This is a genomic window from Methanomethylovorans hollandica DSM 15978 (assembly GCF_000328665.1).
GTDB classification, from domain to species: domain Archaea; phylum Halobacteriota; class Methanosarcinia; order Methanosarcinales; family Methanosarcinaceae; genus Methanomethylovorans; species Methanomethylovorans hollandica.
This window is the reverse complement of the sequence record NC_019977.1, coordinates 1,422,041-1,438,380: the sequence shown is the minus strand read 5'-3', so window position 1 is coordinate 1,438,380 and position 16,340 is coordinate 1,422,041. Positions and strand designations below refer to the sequence as shown.

19 protein-coding genes and 1 pseudogene are annotated in these 16,340 nt (G+C 42.2%); 6 read left to right on the top strand and 14 right to left on the bottom strand.

What is annotated here, in order from left to right:
• The first annotated feature begins 2 nt into the window (after positions 1 to 2).
• Both fpoN and fpoO read left to right on the top strand, forming a co-directional pair.
• The gene (gene fpoN / locus METHO_RS06880) at positions 3 to 1,445 is read left to right on the top strand and encodes a F(420)H(2) dehydrogenase subunit N (RefSeq protein ID WP_015324815.1); all 1,443 of its coding nucleotides are present in this window, start codon (positions 3 to 5) and stop codon (positions 1,443 to 1,445) included.
• Between the two features lie 13 nt (positions 1,446 to 1,458).
• Entirely contained in the window at positions 1,459 to 1,821 is a 363-nt protein-coding gene (fpoO, locus tag METHO_RS06875) for a F420H2 dehydrogenase subunit FpoO (RefSeq protein ID WP_015324814.1), read from the top strand.
• Between the two features lie 69 nt (positions 1,822 to 1,890).
• Here the strand turns inward: fpoO and METHO_RS06870 are convergent, their stop codons facing one another.
• From METHO_RS06870 to METHO_RS06810, 13 genes are all read right to left on the bottom strand, one after another.
• Positions 1,891 to 3,156, bottom strand: a complete 1,266-nt coding sequence (locus METHO_RS06870) for a GntP family permease (RefSeq protein ID WP_015324813.1) — start codon at positions 3,154 to 3,156, stop codon at positions 1,891 to 1,893.
• Between the two features lie 66 nt (positions 3,157 to 3,222).
• Positions 3,223 to 3,981 (bottom strand): DUF4214 domain-containing protein, encoded by a 759-nt coding sequence (locus tag METHO_RS13125; protein WP_015324812.1) that lies wholly within the window; start codon positions 3,979 to 3,981, stop codon positions 3,223 to 3,225.
• A 275-nt stretch (positions 3,982 to 4,256) separates the two neighbouring features.
• Positions 4,257 to 4,862 carry a hypothetical protein gene (locus METHO_RS06860; RefSeq protein WP_015324811.1) on the bottom strand — a complete coding sequence of 202 codons (606 nt, stop codon included), beginning with the start codon at positions 4,860 to 4,862 and terminating at the stop codon, positions 4,257 to 4,259.
• Between the two features lie 10 nt (positions 4,863 to 4,872).
• Entirely contained in the window at positions 4,873 to 5,499 is a 627-nt protein-coding gene (locus tag METHO_RS06855; protein WP_015324810.1) for a hypothetical protein, read from the bottom strand.
• A gap of 224 nt (positions 5,500 to 5,723) precedes the next feature.
• Positions 5,724 to 6,368 (bottom strand): chemotaxis protein CheC, encoded by a 645-nt coding sequence (locus METHO_RS06850; protein ID WP_015324809.1) that lies wholly within the window; start codon positions 6,366 to 6,368, stop codon positions 5,724 to 5,726.
• A 12-nt stretch (positions 6,369 to 6,380) separates the two neighbouring features.
• A complete protein-coding gene (locus METHO_RS06845; protein ID WP_245546258.1) occupies positions 6,381 to 7,400 on the bottom strand; it encodes a DUF3795 domain-containing protein in 1,020 nt (339 codons plus the stop codon).
• Positions 7,401 to 7,438: 38 nt separating this feature from the next.
• On the bottom strand, positions 7,439 to 7,912 hold the full coding sequence (locus METHO_RS06840; RefSeq protein ID WP_015324807.1) for a chemotaxis protein CheD: 474 nt from the start codon (positions 7,910 to 7,912) through the stop codon (positions 7,439 to 7,441).
• A gap of 10 nt (positions 7,913 to 7,922) precedes the next feature.
• Entirely contained in the window at positions 7,923 to 8,540 is a 618-nt protein-coding gene (locus METHO_RS06835; protein ID WP_015324806.1) for a chemotaxis protein CheC, read from the bottom strand.
• 34 nt (positions 8,541 to 8,574) lie between these two features.
• Entirely contained in the window at positions 8,575 to 9,396 is an 822-nt protein-coding gene (locus METHO_RS06830; RefSeq protein ID WP_015324805.1) for a CheR family methyltransferase, read from the bottom strand.
• Between the two features lie 72 nt (positions 9,397 to 9,468).
• Positions 9,469 to 10,083, bottom strand: a complete 615-nt coding sequence (locus METHO_RS06825) for a chemotaxis protein CheC (protein ID WP_015324804.1) — start codon at positions 10,081 to 10,083, stop codon at positions 9,469 to 9,471.
• A gap of 19 nt (positions 10,084 to 10,102) precedes the next feature.
• On the bottom strand, positions 10,103 to 12,193 hold the full coding sequence (locus METHO_RS06820) for a chemotaxis protein CheA (RefSeq protein WP_015324803.1): 2,091 nt from the start codon (positions 12,191 to 12,193) through the stop codon (positions 10,103 to 10,105).
• A gap of 40 nt (positions 12,194 to 12,233) precedes the next feature.
• Positions 12,234 to 13,328, bottom strand: coding sequence for a protein-glutamate methylesterase/protein-glutamine glutaminase (locus METHO_RS06815; protein WP_015324802.1), 1,095 nt, complete (start codon positions 13,326 to 13,328; stop codon positions 12,234 to 12,236).
• Between the two features lie 2 nt (positions 13,329 to 13,330).
• Positions 13,331 to 13,687: a response regulator gene (locus METHO_RS06810; RefSeq protein WP_015324801.1), complete on the bottom strand. Its 357-nt coding sequence runs from the start codon at positions 13,685 to 13,687 to the stop codon at positions 13,331 to 13,333.
• A 327-nt stretch (positions 13,688 to 14,014) separates the two neighbouring features.
• On the opposite strand from METHO_RS06810, the gene METHO_RS13975 reads away from it, so the two are divergent.
• Positions 14,015 to 14,161 carry a hypothetical protein gene (locus tag METHO_RS13975; protein ID WP_216594298.1) on the top strand — a complete coding sequence of 49 codons (147 nt, stop codon included), beginning with the start codon at positions 14,015 to 14,017 and terminating at the stop codon, positions 14,159 to 14,161.
• Positions 14,162 to 14,208: 47 nt separating this feature from the next.
• Positions 14,209 to 14,450 (top strand): annotated as a pseudogene (locus METHO_RS14400) (fasciclin domain-containing protein); the annotation flags it as partial.
• On the opposite strand, the gene METHO_RS06805 reads toward METHO_RS14400, so the two are convergent.
• The gene (locus METHO_RS06805) at positions 14,422 to 15,360 is read right to left on the bottom strand and encodes a hypothetical protein (RefSeq protein WP_015324800.1); all 939 of its coding nucleotides are present in this window, start codon (positions 15,358 to 15,360) and stop codon (positions 14,422 to 14,424) included. The pseudogene METHO_RS14400 and the gene METHO_RS06805 overlap by 29 nt on opposite strands.
• Positions 15,361 to 15,461: 101 nt before the next feature.
• On the opposite strand from METHO_RS06805, the gene METHO_RS13305 reads away from it, so the two are divergent.
• Both METHO_RS13305 and METHO_RS13120 read left to right on the top strand, forming a co-directional pair.
• Positions 15,462 to 15,644: a methytransferase partner Trm112 gene (locus tag METHO_RS13305; RefSeq protein ID WP_083885744.1), complete on the top strand. Its 183-nt coding sequence runs from the start codon at positions 15,462 to 15,464 to the stop codon at positions 15,642 to 15,644.
• Positions 15,641 to 16,324, top strand: coding sequence for a DUF7524 family protein (locus tag METHO_RS13120; protein ID WP_015324798.1), 684 nt, complete (start codon positions 15,641 to 15,643; stop codon positions 16,322 to 16,324). The genes METHO_RS13305 and METHO_RS13120 overlap by 4 nt, the downstream gene beginning before the upstream one ends.
• Positions 16,325 to 16,340: the final 16 nt, after the last annotated feature.

Sequence of the window (16,340 nt, the reverse complement as noted above, 5' to 3'; positions counted from 1 at the left end):
AGATGGCAGATCTCACATTACTCACACCTGAACTCACCCTGGTGGGGACGGGTCTTGTGGTTCTACTTATAGGATTATTCCTTAATACGAACGCAAAGAAGATATTGGGTTATCTTGCATCTCTGGGTGTACTTGCATCCCTTGTGCTTGTCATAATGAGCCTTGGCCGTGAAGGTATGCTATTTAATGACACACTTTCATTTGATGCATTATCTCAGTTTTTCAAGATAATCTTCCTTTCAGTAGCTTTGCTGGTATCCATAGCATCTATTAAGTATACTGAAGGCAATTCCCATACAGAGGAATTCTACTCGCTGATGATCTTTGCAACAGCTGGTATGATGTTCGTGGCATCCGCCAATGACCTCATGGTACTGTTCGTTGCCTTTGAGCTGGCAAGTCTTGCTACGTATGCTTTGGCAGGTTTCGAGAAGAAGAATCCAATATCCCTTGAAGCTTCCATGAAGTACTTTATGATCGGATCACTGTCAGCAGCTCTTATGCTCTTCGGTATCTCATTCATATATGGTGCCACAGGCACCACCAGCATTCCTGGCGTGGCAGCAAATATCGATCTCCTGCTTGGAAGCCCAATGGGACTGTTGTCTGTGGTCCTGATGATCGCAGGTCTTGGCTTTAAGATAGCTCTCGTTCCATTCCACATGTGGGCACCCGATACTTACCAGGGTTCTCCTTCAGTTGTGTCCTCATTACTTGCAGCAGGTTCAAAGAAAATGGGCTTTGTGGCAGCTTTCAAGGTGTTCATGATCGCTCTGATCGCTCTGCAGGCTGAATGGACTACAGCTTTTGCAGTGCTTGCAGTGATCACCATGACTCTTGGTAACGTTGTGGCTCTCTCACAGACAAGCGTCAAGAGAATGCTTGCGTATTCTTCGGTCGCCCAGGCAGGTTATATAACCATGGCCTTTGTGGTTATGAGCAAAACAGCTCTGGCAGGTGCAATATTGTATGCTCTGTCACATGGTTTCATGAAAGCAGGCGCATTCATAGCCACTGGAGCGGTCGTATACATGGTCCTTTCGGAGAAAAAGGATTCAGAAACTCCTGACGACATTGATAATTTCCGGGGACTTGGCAGACGTATGCCGGTCACTGCTCTTTGCATGACGATCTTCCTCTTTGCCCTTGCAGGTATACCTCTTACAGCAGGTTATATGAGCAAGTTCGTTCTCTTTGCATCTACTATAGAGGCAGGAATGGTGTGGCTTGCAGTGATCGCGATACTCAACAGTGCGATCTCATTGTTCTATTACGCCAGGGTAGTAAAATACATGTATTTCCTGCCTTCTGATGGGGAAAAGATCTCAGAACCCAAGCCTTACACATTTGCAATGATCATTGCAGCGATATTCGTATTAGCTATTGGTTTCTGGTCAGAGCCGTTCCTTTATTGGGCAATGGAAGCCGCAAAGGTGTTGATCTAAGGAGGTAAAGAATATGGCAGATTGCGATCTATGTAGTGTTTCAATACCCACTGTTGTCCCAGTAAGGGTTTTTGTGCCCCGGTTTGAGAACTCGTATCCGGAAGGTATCTGGAAAGGACTGTGTGAACCATGTCTGAAGGCAGCAAAAGAGACTGCTGACAGATTCACCACATTCAGTGCATCCGGCACTGTTGGTAAATGTGACCTGTGCAGCGCTGTTGCCCAGCTGCAGCCCGTACAAATATCCAGGCCTTCTTTCTCAAAAGGAGAAGAAGAGGACACTGCAATGCTCTGCAAGAAATGTCTTGCTGCTGTTCAGGAAGCCGACAAAAGCTGGCAAAGGCAAAAAGAAAAAGAACAGCATGAGCATCACTAAGACCGGATAATTATCCCGGTCTTATCTTTTTTTATTTTTTGCTCTTGTTATAACTGGGCTGCCTGATTTTTAAAACGCTATCCAATATACACATCCGAGCAGCAGCAAGCCTGTTAATCCCATCAGGATGCCTCCGAACGTATAGTATCTGAGTGCTTCGCTGGTTTCAAGTTCTGCAAGATCTCTGAATATCCAGAAAAAGGGATCGTTTACATGCGATATCAGGAATGTGCCACATGCCATGGAAAGGAGACTGATCTCAACAGGAAGTCCAAGTTGTGGAAGGATGGGTATTATCAGAGCAGGTGCTATAAGCATCGTGACCACACGGGAACCCTGTACCGTCTGCACAGCCACAGCTACCAGAAAAGGTATCAAGAGAGCAGGAAAAGCAAGATCCAGGAACATTTTACCCAAAGCTTCGCCTGCTCCTGTCATTGTAAACGTGGCTCCGAGCGCTCCTCCTGCGCAGAGATCAAGCAATACAATTCCACTGCGTCTGATAGCTTTTTCTACCCATTCATGCAGCTCCTTCCCATACGATCGTGACAATACCAGACAAAGCAGCACACCAATCAATAAGGCTACATTGGGATTTCCTATGAATGATATCAATGGATGAGTTAAGAACGTACCTGCAAGTATCAGCAGAATGGGAAGACCTATGGGAAGATATGCTGCTAGTCTGCTTTTTGATGCTTTCTGCAGGGATTCTGCTTGAAGGACATAATCATGTTCCTTGATCTTTGTCGATCTTGATGCATATCTGTATCCCAGTAATGATATGGGAAAAGCTATCATAAGTCCTATGAAAAACACTTTCGCAATATCCGCATGCATCTCACTGGCGGCACTGAGTACAACAGGTGAAGGATACAGAAGACCAAAGGATGCCAGTGTACCAAGTACAAGTGAGGTTGCGGGTATTCCGGCCGGTATCTTCAATTTAAGGCTAAAATCCTTAGCCAGAGGAGCAAATACCACGTAGGCAAGAATAGAGCACATAAAAGGTACAGCAAACAGGAATCCCAATATGTTAAGAGCAAGCAGTGGTCTTTTAGATACTCTGATCAGATCACTGGCAATAACGTCCATGCCTCCGGTTTTTTCCAGTACTATACCTAAGATACTGCCAGCGGTAATTATTATGGCAAACTGGGCGAATACTTTCCCCATGCCAAAGGACATGGTATTCAATGCTTCTTCAGGTCTGCCTGCCATTATTCCTATAAGCAGTGAAGTTATTACCAGACTGAGAAAAGGGTGAAGCCTTACATACGTTGTCAGTATAAGAACGATCAGCAGTGCAAATAAAAAGATTAGCATAGGCTCCATAAGTAAAAATTCCATTTACCACTTATTAAACCTTTATGTGCTAATCAGGATCAATGTGTTGGAAGATTATCTCTTTATTCGACCAGAAGATCCGGCAGGTGTACCGGACACACGTTCGCTGAGCTTTTTCTTTTCATCCGAATACAATAGTGATATCAGCACCGATCCTTTATCCATCTCCCCGCTTATCAGTCTTTCAGTATAATATTTGAATCCATCTTTGTCAGGTTTTCTCTCAAGTATGTTCACATAAGCTGTTGCAACGAACTCCGTGTGATCCTGTATGGAAAGCAACTCTCCCAGAACGCACTCTTTGATCTTTTTTGCGCTTACCTGCAAGAGCCATTCATCTTTTCTTGCAACGCTCTCAGTTTCAAAACCAGTTTCCTCAAGGTAACTTCTAATGATCATTTCTGTAAATCCTGTGTGATGAAAGTCCCCATGATATTGCTGTGAACCAAAAAGGCAGTGCACCAATACCTCCTGCTGTTCTAAGGACTGATATGCATCTTGCATTAACAGGGATAGTATTCCCAGAAGATCAGGAACCTGTAAATGGAGGATACCACCTTTTTTCAACAGACGGTTCCATTCGGAAAGGACAAGCTTTGTCTTGTTGCGTGTTATGTGTTCAAGCACATCATAAGCAATAATTTCCTCATAGTATCCGCAGGGGAGCATTTCAAGGTTACAGACATTAGCTACCATATCCGGATCGTGGAAATCATTGAAATCAATGTTCAGATACCCTTCTTTTTTATCAAACCCACAACCCAGATTCAATTTTCGCGGATATGAAGTGTGATCAAAGTCTTTTTCTTCCATTATTTTTTTCATCCTTTGAGGTCAGTTTAATTGGAATGCATATTTCGCATTATCAGTACTTTTAGGTGTCAATAGTTATTTTCACGGATAATAAGCTTATTATCCATTAATGCATTTCAAATAAACATCTACTGTACGTGTCAATGGGAAATTTAATGGAATTATAATGTAACTTTTTTATCTTCATCTATATCTTAGAACTATTAATTTGAAATTAAGGAAAAAATAAAGATGCTTCTTTCCGGAAAGATACAGGAGCATCTAAAAACTTATCATCAATCATGCACGTAGAGTACATACAGACACGAATTTTCACGCATTTCCATAAAACCCTGTGTTTCGGAAATGCCAGCTTTTTCCAGCAGTACTTTTTTCCAGGACTCGGGAGGCAATGCGATCTTGCCTGTATATGCCTTTGCTGCTATTTGCGCGTACTCTAAGGGTTTCCCTCCGATCCTGATCCTCTTTGCTACCTCATTGCGGTATGTCTGATGCATCATACAGGCACTGTGGGCAGCAGAAGGTTGTATTGTATGATTGTAGTGATCAGTGGCTTCCATATGTACAGGATTGAAGTTACCAAGACGTTTGATATATTCACTTATGGCCTTTGAGAATGGACATACCTTCGTTACAAAACCATTTGGGCTGATCTGTTTAATGTTCTCGAAGGATGAAAGCACAGATTCTCCGTTTACCACTGCATTGGCAAACTCTTCCCAGTTATTGTATTCCTCTTCGGGAACAGACCTTGCAAGAGATTTTGCCTGTCCTACGATATAGTTCGTGAAACCTTCAACACCCTGTTTATCAGAGATATCCTCAAAGAAGAGGAATACAGACACGTCAACAAAAGGATTAGAGGCTATTGTTTCTGCCATTTGCTTCACCTTATTCCATTATCTCCTCACCGGCAGATTTACCCTTCACGATCAGTGCGAAGACACATGATGCACTTCTTAGAATGCTTTTAATGTGTCTTTCATCCACATTGATCCTGGTAAGGTTTTCTTGTAACATCTTTACTTCTCCCATACGTCCTTTGTTTGCAAGATGCAGGCATTCAAGGAGCTGCTTTGCAACAGTTATGTTGTTTGCAGCTATCTCCCGGAAGCGCTGGTGAGTTATACAATAATTCGAGACCGCTGAGTCCCGGATACGATTATTATAGCTGTCTGCGACATCTTCATCAGAACCGGGGATCGGGCCGATCTTCTGGATGAACCTGATCATAGTAGGAGCCATGGGGCACATCTTCAATGCATACACATAGCCTATCACATCTCCGTCCTTATCTGTGATCGCAAGATCTGTAAGTACATTTATTTCACCTTCAATTGTCAGAGAGGTTCTGCCTTCTTTCATTGCTACGTTGAAAGCTGGCCAGCCAACATATGCCTCTTTTCCCATTCTTTCTGCGTAACTCTCTCCGACCCGCAGCCAGTATTCCACTACACCCTCCGTGCCTGCCTTGCTTACCATATCGTCAACAAGTGAATATAATGCTATATCCATCATGATCCATATCCTCCGTTTGAAATTCCCGAAACTCTGCTGTTTTCCTATATTATATCACAGAAGCTGTCGTCTATTCTATAGATATATTATTATTTTTATAAATACGTATCTTATGGGTGATGTCTTTACATCACAAGCTTCCGTTTGCATTGCGGAGCAGTCAGGAAAAGGCTATCAATTGTTGAATTATCCTGTTGCATCAAGACAAATTTGGCTTGGTGATATCATTTTCTAATCTCCCATCGGCCATCCAGTAACTTCTCAATTAGAATAAGCAATGCACCTACAGACTCCTCATCAAGGAACACGAACATATCGCCATAAAGAGTGCAATTACCTTGAGCGTTGCACAGACCCTGTACCTGGAACATTGTTTCTATGTTCAGCACTTCAGAGGAAGTTGCATCTGATCTGTCCTTGATCCGGGAAAATACCGTCTCTGCATCTTCTAAAACGATTTCAGGAGTTGAATGCAACACTCTTGTTCCCAGGAACTCGCATATGTTATTCAGATAGGATCCGGCCAGGATATTGACAGTTTCACTAAGCGCAGACTCATACATTTCCGGATTCTCTTCCAGTGCATGTTCTCTCAAAAGATTGGAACAAAGGGTCACAGCACTACCAGGATCTAAAAGCATCATCATTGTGCCAGTCAGGTCTCCGGTCAGATCCATCATTATAGCTACGAGGGTCATAGATGAAGGCATCATTGAGGCCATCGATGCAATGTCCATTATCTGTGAATTTGACAGGTTCAGCTGAACCCTGCTGCTCAAAAGCTGGGAGAGAGCGGTTGTGGCATTGCCCATACCAATGCCCCCTATCTCCCTCAGCGCATCTGACTGGAAACCTGAAAGCTGTATCATATGACAAACTCTTTAAGCTTTATTTATCATTTCCGTCTCAAGGAAGAAGCTTTTACCTGCATAAAATCGAATAAACTCATCTTTGCCGCCTTTTACTATTTTTATACTGTTCTCGGATTCTTCTGCAATATTCACAAAAAGCCCTTCGAATCTGCTAACAACTTCTTTTTGATGTGCAAGGCTATTGATCATACCAACAAACACGATCTCTTTGGATGTAAATTGCTCAGCCATTTTAGATGTGAAGGAATATGTGCGGTCTTCTCCTTCTGCTAAAAGCATATGGGACAGCGGTTCGAATATCAGGGCGCAGCCTGCAGGAAGTTTACCTGTAAGGTCGAAGAAGCTATCAAGTTCTCTTGCCGGCAATATGATGATCCCATCTTTTTCTACCAGTTTGTCCTCAGTACCGGACAGTTCAATGAATTTCATAGCTCCGATGTCCAACAGTTCTCCAAGCCTTTCCTTGTAAATGGAAGTGCGCGGTTCAGTTGAGACCAGCACTACATTCATGGTTTCACCATAAAAGCGCAGACACATTTCTATTACTGAATCCTCATAGCGGGTCCTTGGAGTGTATTCGATCAGCGTTGACCATTTTAATAGCCCGGCTATACTTTCAGCAGTGCTTGCATCATCGTCAGCCTGTTTTCCCTCGCTTTTTCTGAATACCATGCCTTCGATGAGAAAATTCCCCAGGTCCTGACGGGGGACGGTCTTAAATGCCCTGAACATCAAAAAGCCCGCTGCAGCAAAAATACTTGTGTATACAGCACTCCAGAAACCAAGGAACAATAATATGGTCTCAACTACGTTCTGGTCAGTATTCCCCACTGCCAAAGCCGGGAAGATAGCAGTAGTAATGAGGAATATTGCTGTCAGAGCAAGAAGGAGCCATGCAACAGAACCTCTTTTTGTATCTTTATATACCTTTATCCAGAAATAAATAGCAAGCATTCCTCCTAGGAGGGAGACAGATATGAATACAATATGTAAGAGCGTAAGGTCCGGACTAAGCATTTCTACCTCCAAATGAATATATTCAAACAATTAATATAAATTCTTGTCTATTAAATTAAGTTTTCTCCTTTTATTGCGCTTTTAATATGGTAAACTCCTGTATCAGTATCCAGCACAACAGTACGCCCATAATTCTTTCCCACATCTTCTGCAATTAGAGGTATTTTCATTTCTGTAAGTACAATTTTTGTGGCCTGTATATTCCGTTCTCCGATGTTCAGGTTCACATCGCTGTTAAAAGAGAACATCTTTGCTCCACCGGCTATTTTAGCTACCAGTCTTCTGCGCACTGCTCCGATACTTACCATCTCTTGTATGACAATAGGTATGCCGCTATCAGCAAATTTGGCACAGTTATCTGTAAAACGTGCATTTTCAATAGTTGGCAGCATGATGTGTATCAATCCTCCTATTTTTGCCACGGGATCATAGAGGGCAATACCTACGCATGATCCCAGGCCCAGGGTTGTCAATTTATCCGGACTTCGAGTCACAGCATAATCTGCCATTCCTACCACTATCATATTCAGTCGATCAACAGAACATCGCGTCTACATGCTTTAAAATCAATTCTAGAGATATGGGATCGAACAGAGTGAGAAGTTTCCCATGCATATCATTACCTTTTAGCGTGAACAGGGTATCCAGAATTATGGCATGTTCAACTTCCTGGCTCATATGAATAAGTATATTGTCCATTATGGCACCTATCATGTCATATGTATGGAATGGGGCCGATGCAAAAACATCCACTTTAAGAAAATCGGAAAAAGCGGTAATATAAGTACTTCCCAGGATGTGACCTACTTCTGATATGAGCGACTCGTTCATGGGATCTGTGATGTCTGAGTATTCCTTTTTTGTCATAGTGTTGCAGATAAGTTGTGCACTTTCCGGTGGCAGAAGTATGACCATATAACCATTGACCCCCCCTGCCAGCTCCATAAGGACTCCCGAAACCAGTTTATCGGCCCCTCCGGAAAACTCTGTTACTTTCTCTATCCTGGCAACTTTGAGGCTCGGGGTCATTATCTTTATTTCACTTCCCATCATCTCTGCCAGAGAAGTGACCGCATTACCTATTCCTATATTGCTTATCTCTTTTAAAGCGCTGTAATGAAAGTCTGTAAGTTTGGAAATATCGTAAACCATATGATCCTCTCTTTCAGTTGAGCAGCCAGTTTTTTTATTTTTGATAGATCCTTTCCCTTGGGTCAAATGCTCTGAACATGTCTTTTGACGGACCTATCAGTGTTTCGGTTTTACCCATTACAAAAAAACCATCTTTATTAAGGCCATTGTAAAAGTCCATGTACAGTTTTTCCTGTAGATGCCTTTCAAAATATATGGTGACATTGCGGCAAAATATGGCATCAAAACCGGTGAGTTTCTCTCCGGAAATAAGATCGTTCCTGCGGAATTTAGCTACTTTTTTGATCTCATCTTTTAAATGATAACATTCCCCATCATGGTCAAAATATTTAATACGGATGTCTTCAGGCACTTCTTTCATTTCCACTTCTGTATATATCGCTTCTTCCGCTCTTCTTAGAATATCTTTGTCAATATCAGTGCCGGTAATTTGGATATTATATCTGGAGAAATCATTTCCCAGTAGTTTTTTAAGGAGTATGGCTATGGAATAGGCTTCAACACCCATAGAGCACCCTGCACTCCATATTCGTATATTCCGAAGCCCTGTACTTTTTGATTTGATTATAGAGGGCAGCACTTCCTTCTCCACAACCTCATATGTTTCGGAGTTCCTGAAGAAATTAGTTACATTAACTGTGAGAGTATCCATCAGATGTGTGTACTCATCTGTGTGAGTATTAAGATATTGTACATATTCTCCAAAATTTTTTGAATTGGTTACCCTCATTCTTACGTTAACTCTTCGTTTGAAATGTGAATCCTTATATTGCTCGCTATTGAAACCCAGGTTTTTTTTAATGAGGTTTTTTAACTTCAAGTAATCCTGTTCTTCAGAGCACTCCAGCTTTAACATCTGATCAACTCCTTAGACTTACATTCACTCTATCTAAAATATTTTTTTGGATCATGCCTCAGGCAGCATTTATTATCCCATCATCTTTTTCATGATCGCGGCAACAATTACATCTGATGCACCCGGTTCAAAGAGCATGTTGAACTCATTACGGGAATTTGTAGACGGTATATAGCCCACTCCTTTCACTACAATGAACTCATCTGCCATGGACCCTACAGTTTCTCTAATAAAATTCCCGACGCCTTCCATGTCCACACTGATCTCTGGCTCACCGATCTGTAGATTGATCCCCAGAAACTCATTAACTACTCTCATGTATGCAGCGCACAGGCGCATTCCCATTTCCCTGAGTTTCTTTATTTCTTCTTCCTGGATAGCATGAGTTGTACCTATAGGCTTCTTTCTTAGCAGATCTACAAAGGAAAGGGCTGAATATTTTGGTAGCAATATAAGTGTTCCTCCCGTAACATCACCACTTATCTTTAAATGTACTCCTACCACACTTTTCTGAGCACCCTCTGAAGCTTCGGCTATGATCCTTTGCAGTGGATATATGTCCACTTTCGGAATATCTATCTTGACCTCACGGTCAACCATTTTTGATAGGGAAGTAGCTAAATGCCCCATTCCTATGTTCCCAGCTTCCTGAAAGGCACCCTTTGTCATCTCATCGATTTCAGGCATGATTACATCTCCTTTGGTATCAGACCAATGTTCCAATGTCAAGTATCAAACAAACAGTGCCATCTCCCTGAATAGTGGCACCTGCAAATCCTTTTACGCTACGCAGCACTTTACTGTCAAGGGATTTGATTATGACCTCTTGCTGCCCCAACAGTTCATCAACTACAAAACCAAAGTGGTTTCCCATCTTTTCCACCACTACAACTATGAGGTTCTCTTTGTCGTTGACTTTAACAGGACAATCCAGAGTACTGTTAAGTCTTAAAAGCGGTAAGACCTCTCCGCGCAGCAGGATGACTTCCTGGCCCTCTATTGTCTTTATATCCTTTGATCTTATACCTACATCTCTTACCACATTGTTAAGAGGTATAGCGTACGTTTCACCTGCTGTTCTTATCATCAATGATTGGATGATAGCAATAGTAAGAGGCAACTGAAGCGTAACAATACTGCCTTCTCCAAGTACGGATTTAACTGAAACATTTCCTCCTAAAGATTCGATCTTTGTCTTGACAACATCCATTCCAACTCCCCGGCCAGATACATCTGTAATCACGGCATTGGTGCTAAAACCCGGGAGGAATATCAGATTAAATGCTTCTTCATCACAGAGCTTTGAAACTTCTTCTTTGCTCATTAAGCCCTTCTTTACAGCAGCATCTCTTAACTTTGCAGGGTCCATGCCTTTGCCGTCGTCCTGCACTTCAATAAGCACTGTATTCCTTTGTCTAGATGCTGCCAGGCGTACAAGTCCTTCAGATGATTTACCTGCTTTTGCACGTTCTTGAGGTGATTCCACACCATGGTCCACAGCATTTCTCAACAAATGTACTAATGGATCTCCTATCTCATCCAGGACCGTTCTGTCAAGCTCAATTTCCTTACCCTCTATCACAAGACTGATCTGCTTGCCTTCAGATTTTGCCAGATCTCTTACCATCCTCGGGAAACGGCTAAAGATCTGATCGATGGGGACCATTCTTGATTCCATTACCTCTGTTTGTATCTCATTGGTGAGTCTGTCCAGGGTTCCAAGAGCCTCTTCAATATCCTTTGATCTTATATCCGTAGCTAGCTGGTTCAGTCTAATCTTATTAATAATGAGTTCTCCGACCAGATTCATGAGATTATCCAGTCTCTCAATATTGACCCTGATGCTCTGTCCGGTCTTTACGGATTCGTTTTTCTTTTGTTGGATGGTATTTTTGTTTGCCAGGTCTAAGATCTTTTCTTCTCTAACTTTTTCTCCATGGTCCACAGCATCTTTTTTGTGAGTATATAAGGGAATTATTTCAACTTTAGTAACTTCTGAAATGTTTTCTATCCTGTGCTGTATTGACCCCATGCTCTGAGAAGTTGCAGCAACTACCAGAAAGCTGAAATCGAACTTTTCATCTTCAAGTTCTTTTTCCGGAGGTTTGGTTTTAATGACTTTTCCGAGCTTGTTGAGGTTCATAAGCACCATGCTTGAACGGGCTGCCTTGAGGACACATGATTCATCCAGAAACACTTTAACGATAAGTACTTCCTGATCATGCGCTCTTGTAAGTTGGATCTCAGCCAGTTCTTCCTGGGTGAACTTAATTTCTTTGTTGATAACTTCTTTGCAGCTTACTTCTTCTGTAACACTAATGCTCTGCGCAGCAGGCATTTCAGTATCGATGTTCTTTGGAGGGGCAGGATATGTCAGATTGGTAATAGGTTCTGAAACTGCCACTGTATCCTGTGCAGTTGAAGGTAAGCTCATTATACTGTGGAGTTTACATTGCAGTGTTGACACGTCCACAGCATCAGGATTATCAATATTCTCAACCAGTACTTCCAGGGTATCCAGACATTCGAATTGTATCGCGATTATTTTCTCGGTCAGAGTCATCTGAGACTTCCTGATCATATCCATGATGTTTTCCATTTCATGGGTAAGCTGTGCAATAGTGTTGAATCCCATAGTTGCGGACATCCCTTTTAAGGTATGGGCAGACCGGAACATATTGTTGATATATTCCATATCTTCAGGGTTTTGTTCCAATCCCAGCAATGCCTCATTAAGCTGCTGCAGATGCTCTTCAGATTCAGCTTTAAATATCTCTTTGTATTCCGACATTTCCATAATATCACCAACAGTGACTTTCAACCATCGTATGATGCTTTCATATGAGCTGCTGAATTGCTGTGGCTATCATCTCAAGGGGTACCACACGATCCGCAAGTCCACGATCAACTATGGCTTTTGGCATCCCATAAACAACACATGATCTCTCATCTTCAGCTATTGCCTTTCCTCCGGCATTCTTTATGCGCTCTACACCTTCAGCTCCATCCATACCCATGCCTGTCATGATCACCGAAAGTATGTTGGAACCATATATTGGAGCTAATGTCCTGAAGAGCACATTCACGCAAGGCCTGACACCTAATTCCCTGGGTTCTTTGTTAAGCGCGATCACTTCTACCGTCTTTCCATCTATCATCTTCTGAACTACTTCCATATGATAATCACCCGGCGCTATGAGCACAACACCTTCCCTTATCAGGTCGCCATCTTTTGCTTCCCTCACTTCCAGTTCAGATTGTACTTTCAGCCTCTGAGCCAGCGAAGCAGTAAATCCGGCAGGCATATGCTGGACTACCAGCACTGCTGCTTTAAGGTCACGCGGAAGCTTTGGAATCACTTTCTCCAGAGCTCTGGGCCCTCCAGTGGAGGTACCAATGGCAAGTATCTTTTTTGTCATTATACGCCTGGGGGTAGCTTTGGATGTATTGGATATTGGTAAGGTATTTTCAGCATGTATTTTTCCTTTCTCGGAACTTTTTACATGCTCTTCCATGAAATGCAGGTTCTTGAGCTGTGCCTTTGCAGCAGCCTTGACTTTTGCCCGGATTTCCTCTGCGATGAGTTCTATATCGCGGCTTATAGTTCCGGAAGGTTTCTGGATAAAATCGAGTGCTCCATACTCAAAAGCATTCAATGTGAGTTCTGCTCCTCTCTCGTCTGCAGCCGTTAGCATGATCACCGGCGTGGGGCATTCGCTCATTATATATCCCAGAGCACCAAGGCCTTCCAGCACAGGCATTTCGTGATCCAGTGTAACTACATCCGGTCTGAGCCTTTCGACCTTTTCCACGGCCATCTGGCCATTGCGTGCGGTATCGATAACTTCTATATCCGGATCACTGTTGAGTATATCCGAAATTATCTTACGCATCAGGGCAGAATCATCAACAACAAGTACTCTGATGGTCATATTTACATTACTTTCTTGACGACTTCAAGTACTTTCTTTGCATCGAATGGCTTTACGATGAAGTCCCGAGCTCCGATCTTTAGGGCCTCAGTGACTACAGACTGCTGTCCTATGGAAGAACACATCACTACTTTTGCATCTGGATTTGATGCCATGATATTTTTGAGCGCATCGATACCTTCCATATTTGGCATGACTATATCCATGAACATAAGTTCCGGTTTTACCAGTGGGTATTTTTTTACTGCATCCAGGCCATCTACAGCCTCTGCAACAACTTCATGCCCGTTCTTTGTAAGAATATCCTTGATGACCATGCGCATAAAAGCCGCATCATCCACAATCATTACTTTTGCCATATTCCCTCACCGATAACTAAAAAAGTTTTTATACTATTGTTTTTATATTTTTAATAATATACCAATTGCAGTTACACATTATTAATATAAAAACATGTTGATTATAATGTCTCTTGTAGACAGCATTATCAAAATACAGTATTAGTAAGCTGATGAGTTTCCTTTTATTTTCCTGATCAGTATCGTGATGACAGCCATTGAAAGATATTATGGCAGCATGTCTCAGAGTTCTGTAATTCGTTATTATTTCAATGAAAAAAGTCTGATAAACGGCAACTAAACAAATAAATAAACAAATTTGTAATTTTACTGATAGCCTTCAGTTTAATGCTATCAGGATGTACGGAACAGCCAGAAGAACAACCAGAAGCAGGAAATGAGACCGAGGTAACTGAGCAAAAGAACATAGTACAGACACCTATAGATGCAGGTTCGTTCAATACCCTTGTAACGGCTGTGCAAAAGATCTTGTAGAAACTCTTAGCTCAGAAGGGCCTTTCACAGTCTTTGCACCTACAGATGCTGCGTTTGCCGCAGTTCCTGAAGAGACTTTGAATGCCTGCTGGCTAACAAAACAGAACTGACAAAAGTACTTACCTATCATGTGGCATCAGGCAAGTACATGGCTGGGGACGTTGTTAGCATGGACAACATAACCACTCTTGAAGGTAACATGCTGTGTTTTAAGGTTTTTAAAATCCCTACAGAGCCAACATCTGGCTCTGGCTTTTCTTTTATCCGGCTACCTGTAACAGAAGGATAAGTATCGTCAACCTTACAAAAACACTGATGCCTACTGATATTCCTACTATCTTTGTACCAACTTTTGCTCCGAACAGCGATATGTATCGGGGAAGAAGTGATCTGATCCCAAACATCGGCAGCATGAACATACTCCCCAGCATGAGGACTATCATTGCCTGTACAGGCGAGATCCCATTATCACTCAGCATGGGGCCGAGTAATGATATCCCCATAATAGGGCTTGCAATATAGGTTGTGAGGGGAACGATACTTTCAGAAGGGATATGAAAGATATTTGCAAGTGGCAACAAGCTGAACACCTCTAATATCCCGTTTTCCCTTAGATAAAAAACAATTGTGGTCATAGCCAGATATACTAAGGCGATCCTCGTGAACAGACGTTTCTCTTTCATAAAAGTTCTCTTGATAGCATCTTTCAAGGAAACCTTTTTCCGGGTAGTTGTATCAGTCATCTTACAGTTATTTTTCTCAAGCAGCAGTTTGCTGAGGATGACCACTATTGAGATCTTTACTATTGCCGTAAGTATGAACACTCCTACATAGAATCCACCTACAAAGTATCCGAGGGCTGGCAGTACTATCGGTATCTGATATGTAAGTATCTCTCTTATATATGCGGGGGTACTGTTGAGCAGAGCGCATAGCATTGCCTCTGTATCATTGATACACCCACTGTTGCGCACCTGCACCACCATGCTATTGGCAGCAACTGTTGACCCCAGGGCAACTACAAATGCTGAAGCACAGCTTTCCGGAAGATTGGTATGCCGAAAAAGAGGACCAGCAATTACGGACAACTTTTGCATCAGTCCAAGCTCTATCAGAAGGCCTGTGCCAAAAAGTCCAATTGCTATCACTATTAGTATCGGGATGGCAAAATCTAGCACTTTGAGCAGAAGGTCAAGCATGGCAATATGTAATGTATAGTATCTAGATTAATGTATCTCATAATTAAATATCACCAAAACCTTGATATTTACTGCAATGTATTTGATGGTGGTGAGCAGCAGTGAAAGAGGACCTAATGGAGATCCTTGCGTGTCCTTTATGTAAAGGAGATCTTGTTCTGAACGTGCAGAGCAAAGAGGACGCAGAAATTATAACAGGTACTTTGTACTGTAAAAAGTGCAATGAATACTATCCAATAGACGAGGGTATACCTAACATGTTGCCTCCGCATCTAAGAGAATGAGGGAAGGTAAATTGCAGGTAGTTCATATTAACAGACTGGGGATCAATTCCATTGAATTTGATATGGAATCTATGGAGATACCTCTCTCTCCGGGGGAAGAAAAGAGTTTTGAGATAGTGATCATCAATTACAGTTCACCTACACATGTACACATTTCTGTAAGCGATACTCTCAAACCCAATGTCACTATTCTTGAGGACAATCCATATGTGACACATGAAGATTATGTCCCGGTGGTAGTCCGCATTCCCTTTGATGGAAAAAAGATATATCAGGGCGATGTTTATGTAACAGTGAGCCATGGTGCAAGAAAAAGTAGTTTTTCTATGGTTCTAGGTCAGCCTCTTATAAGCAAGGATACCCGATGCATACAGGTCGATGATTCTCTGTCAGCACCTAATGAGGTCTACATAAAGAACAAGAAGCCTGCTGTTTCGTGGAAAGAGAAACTTCCGGGTATTTCTATAGGAAAGCTGAAATACAATTATGAGTACCTGGTCTCCAAGGCTACGATCTTTCTTTCCGGTGTTCTTCTTATAGTTCTGTTCATCTTTACGATGTCAAGTATATTCTCTTATGGACTCAGCCCAGCACTGAGCTTCTATTTTGCTGTTGCTTTATCGATTGTATTTACGGCATTTTGCGTATATCTTATATTAAATCTTCCAGTCTTCAAGTGATCCAGGTAGTTGACCC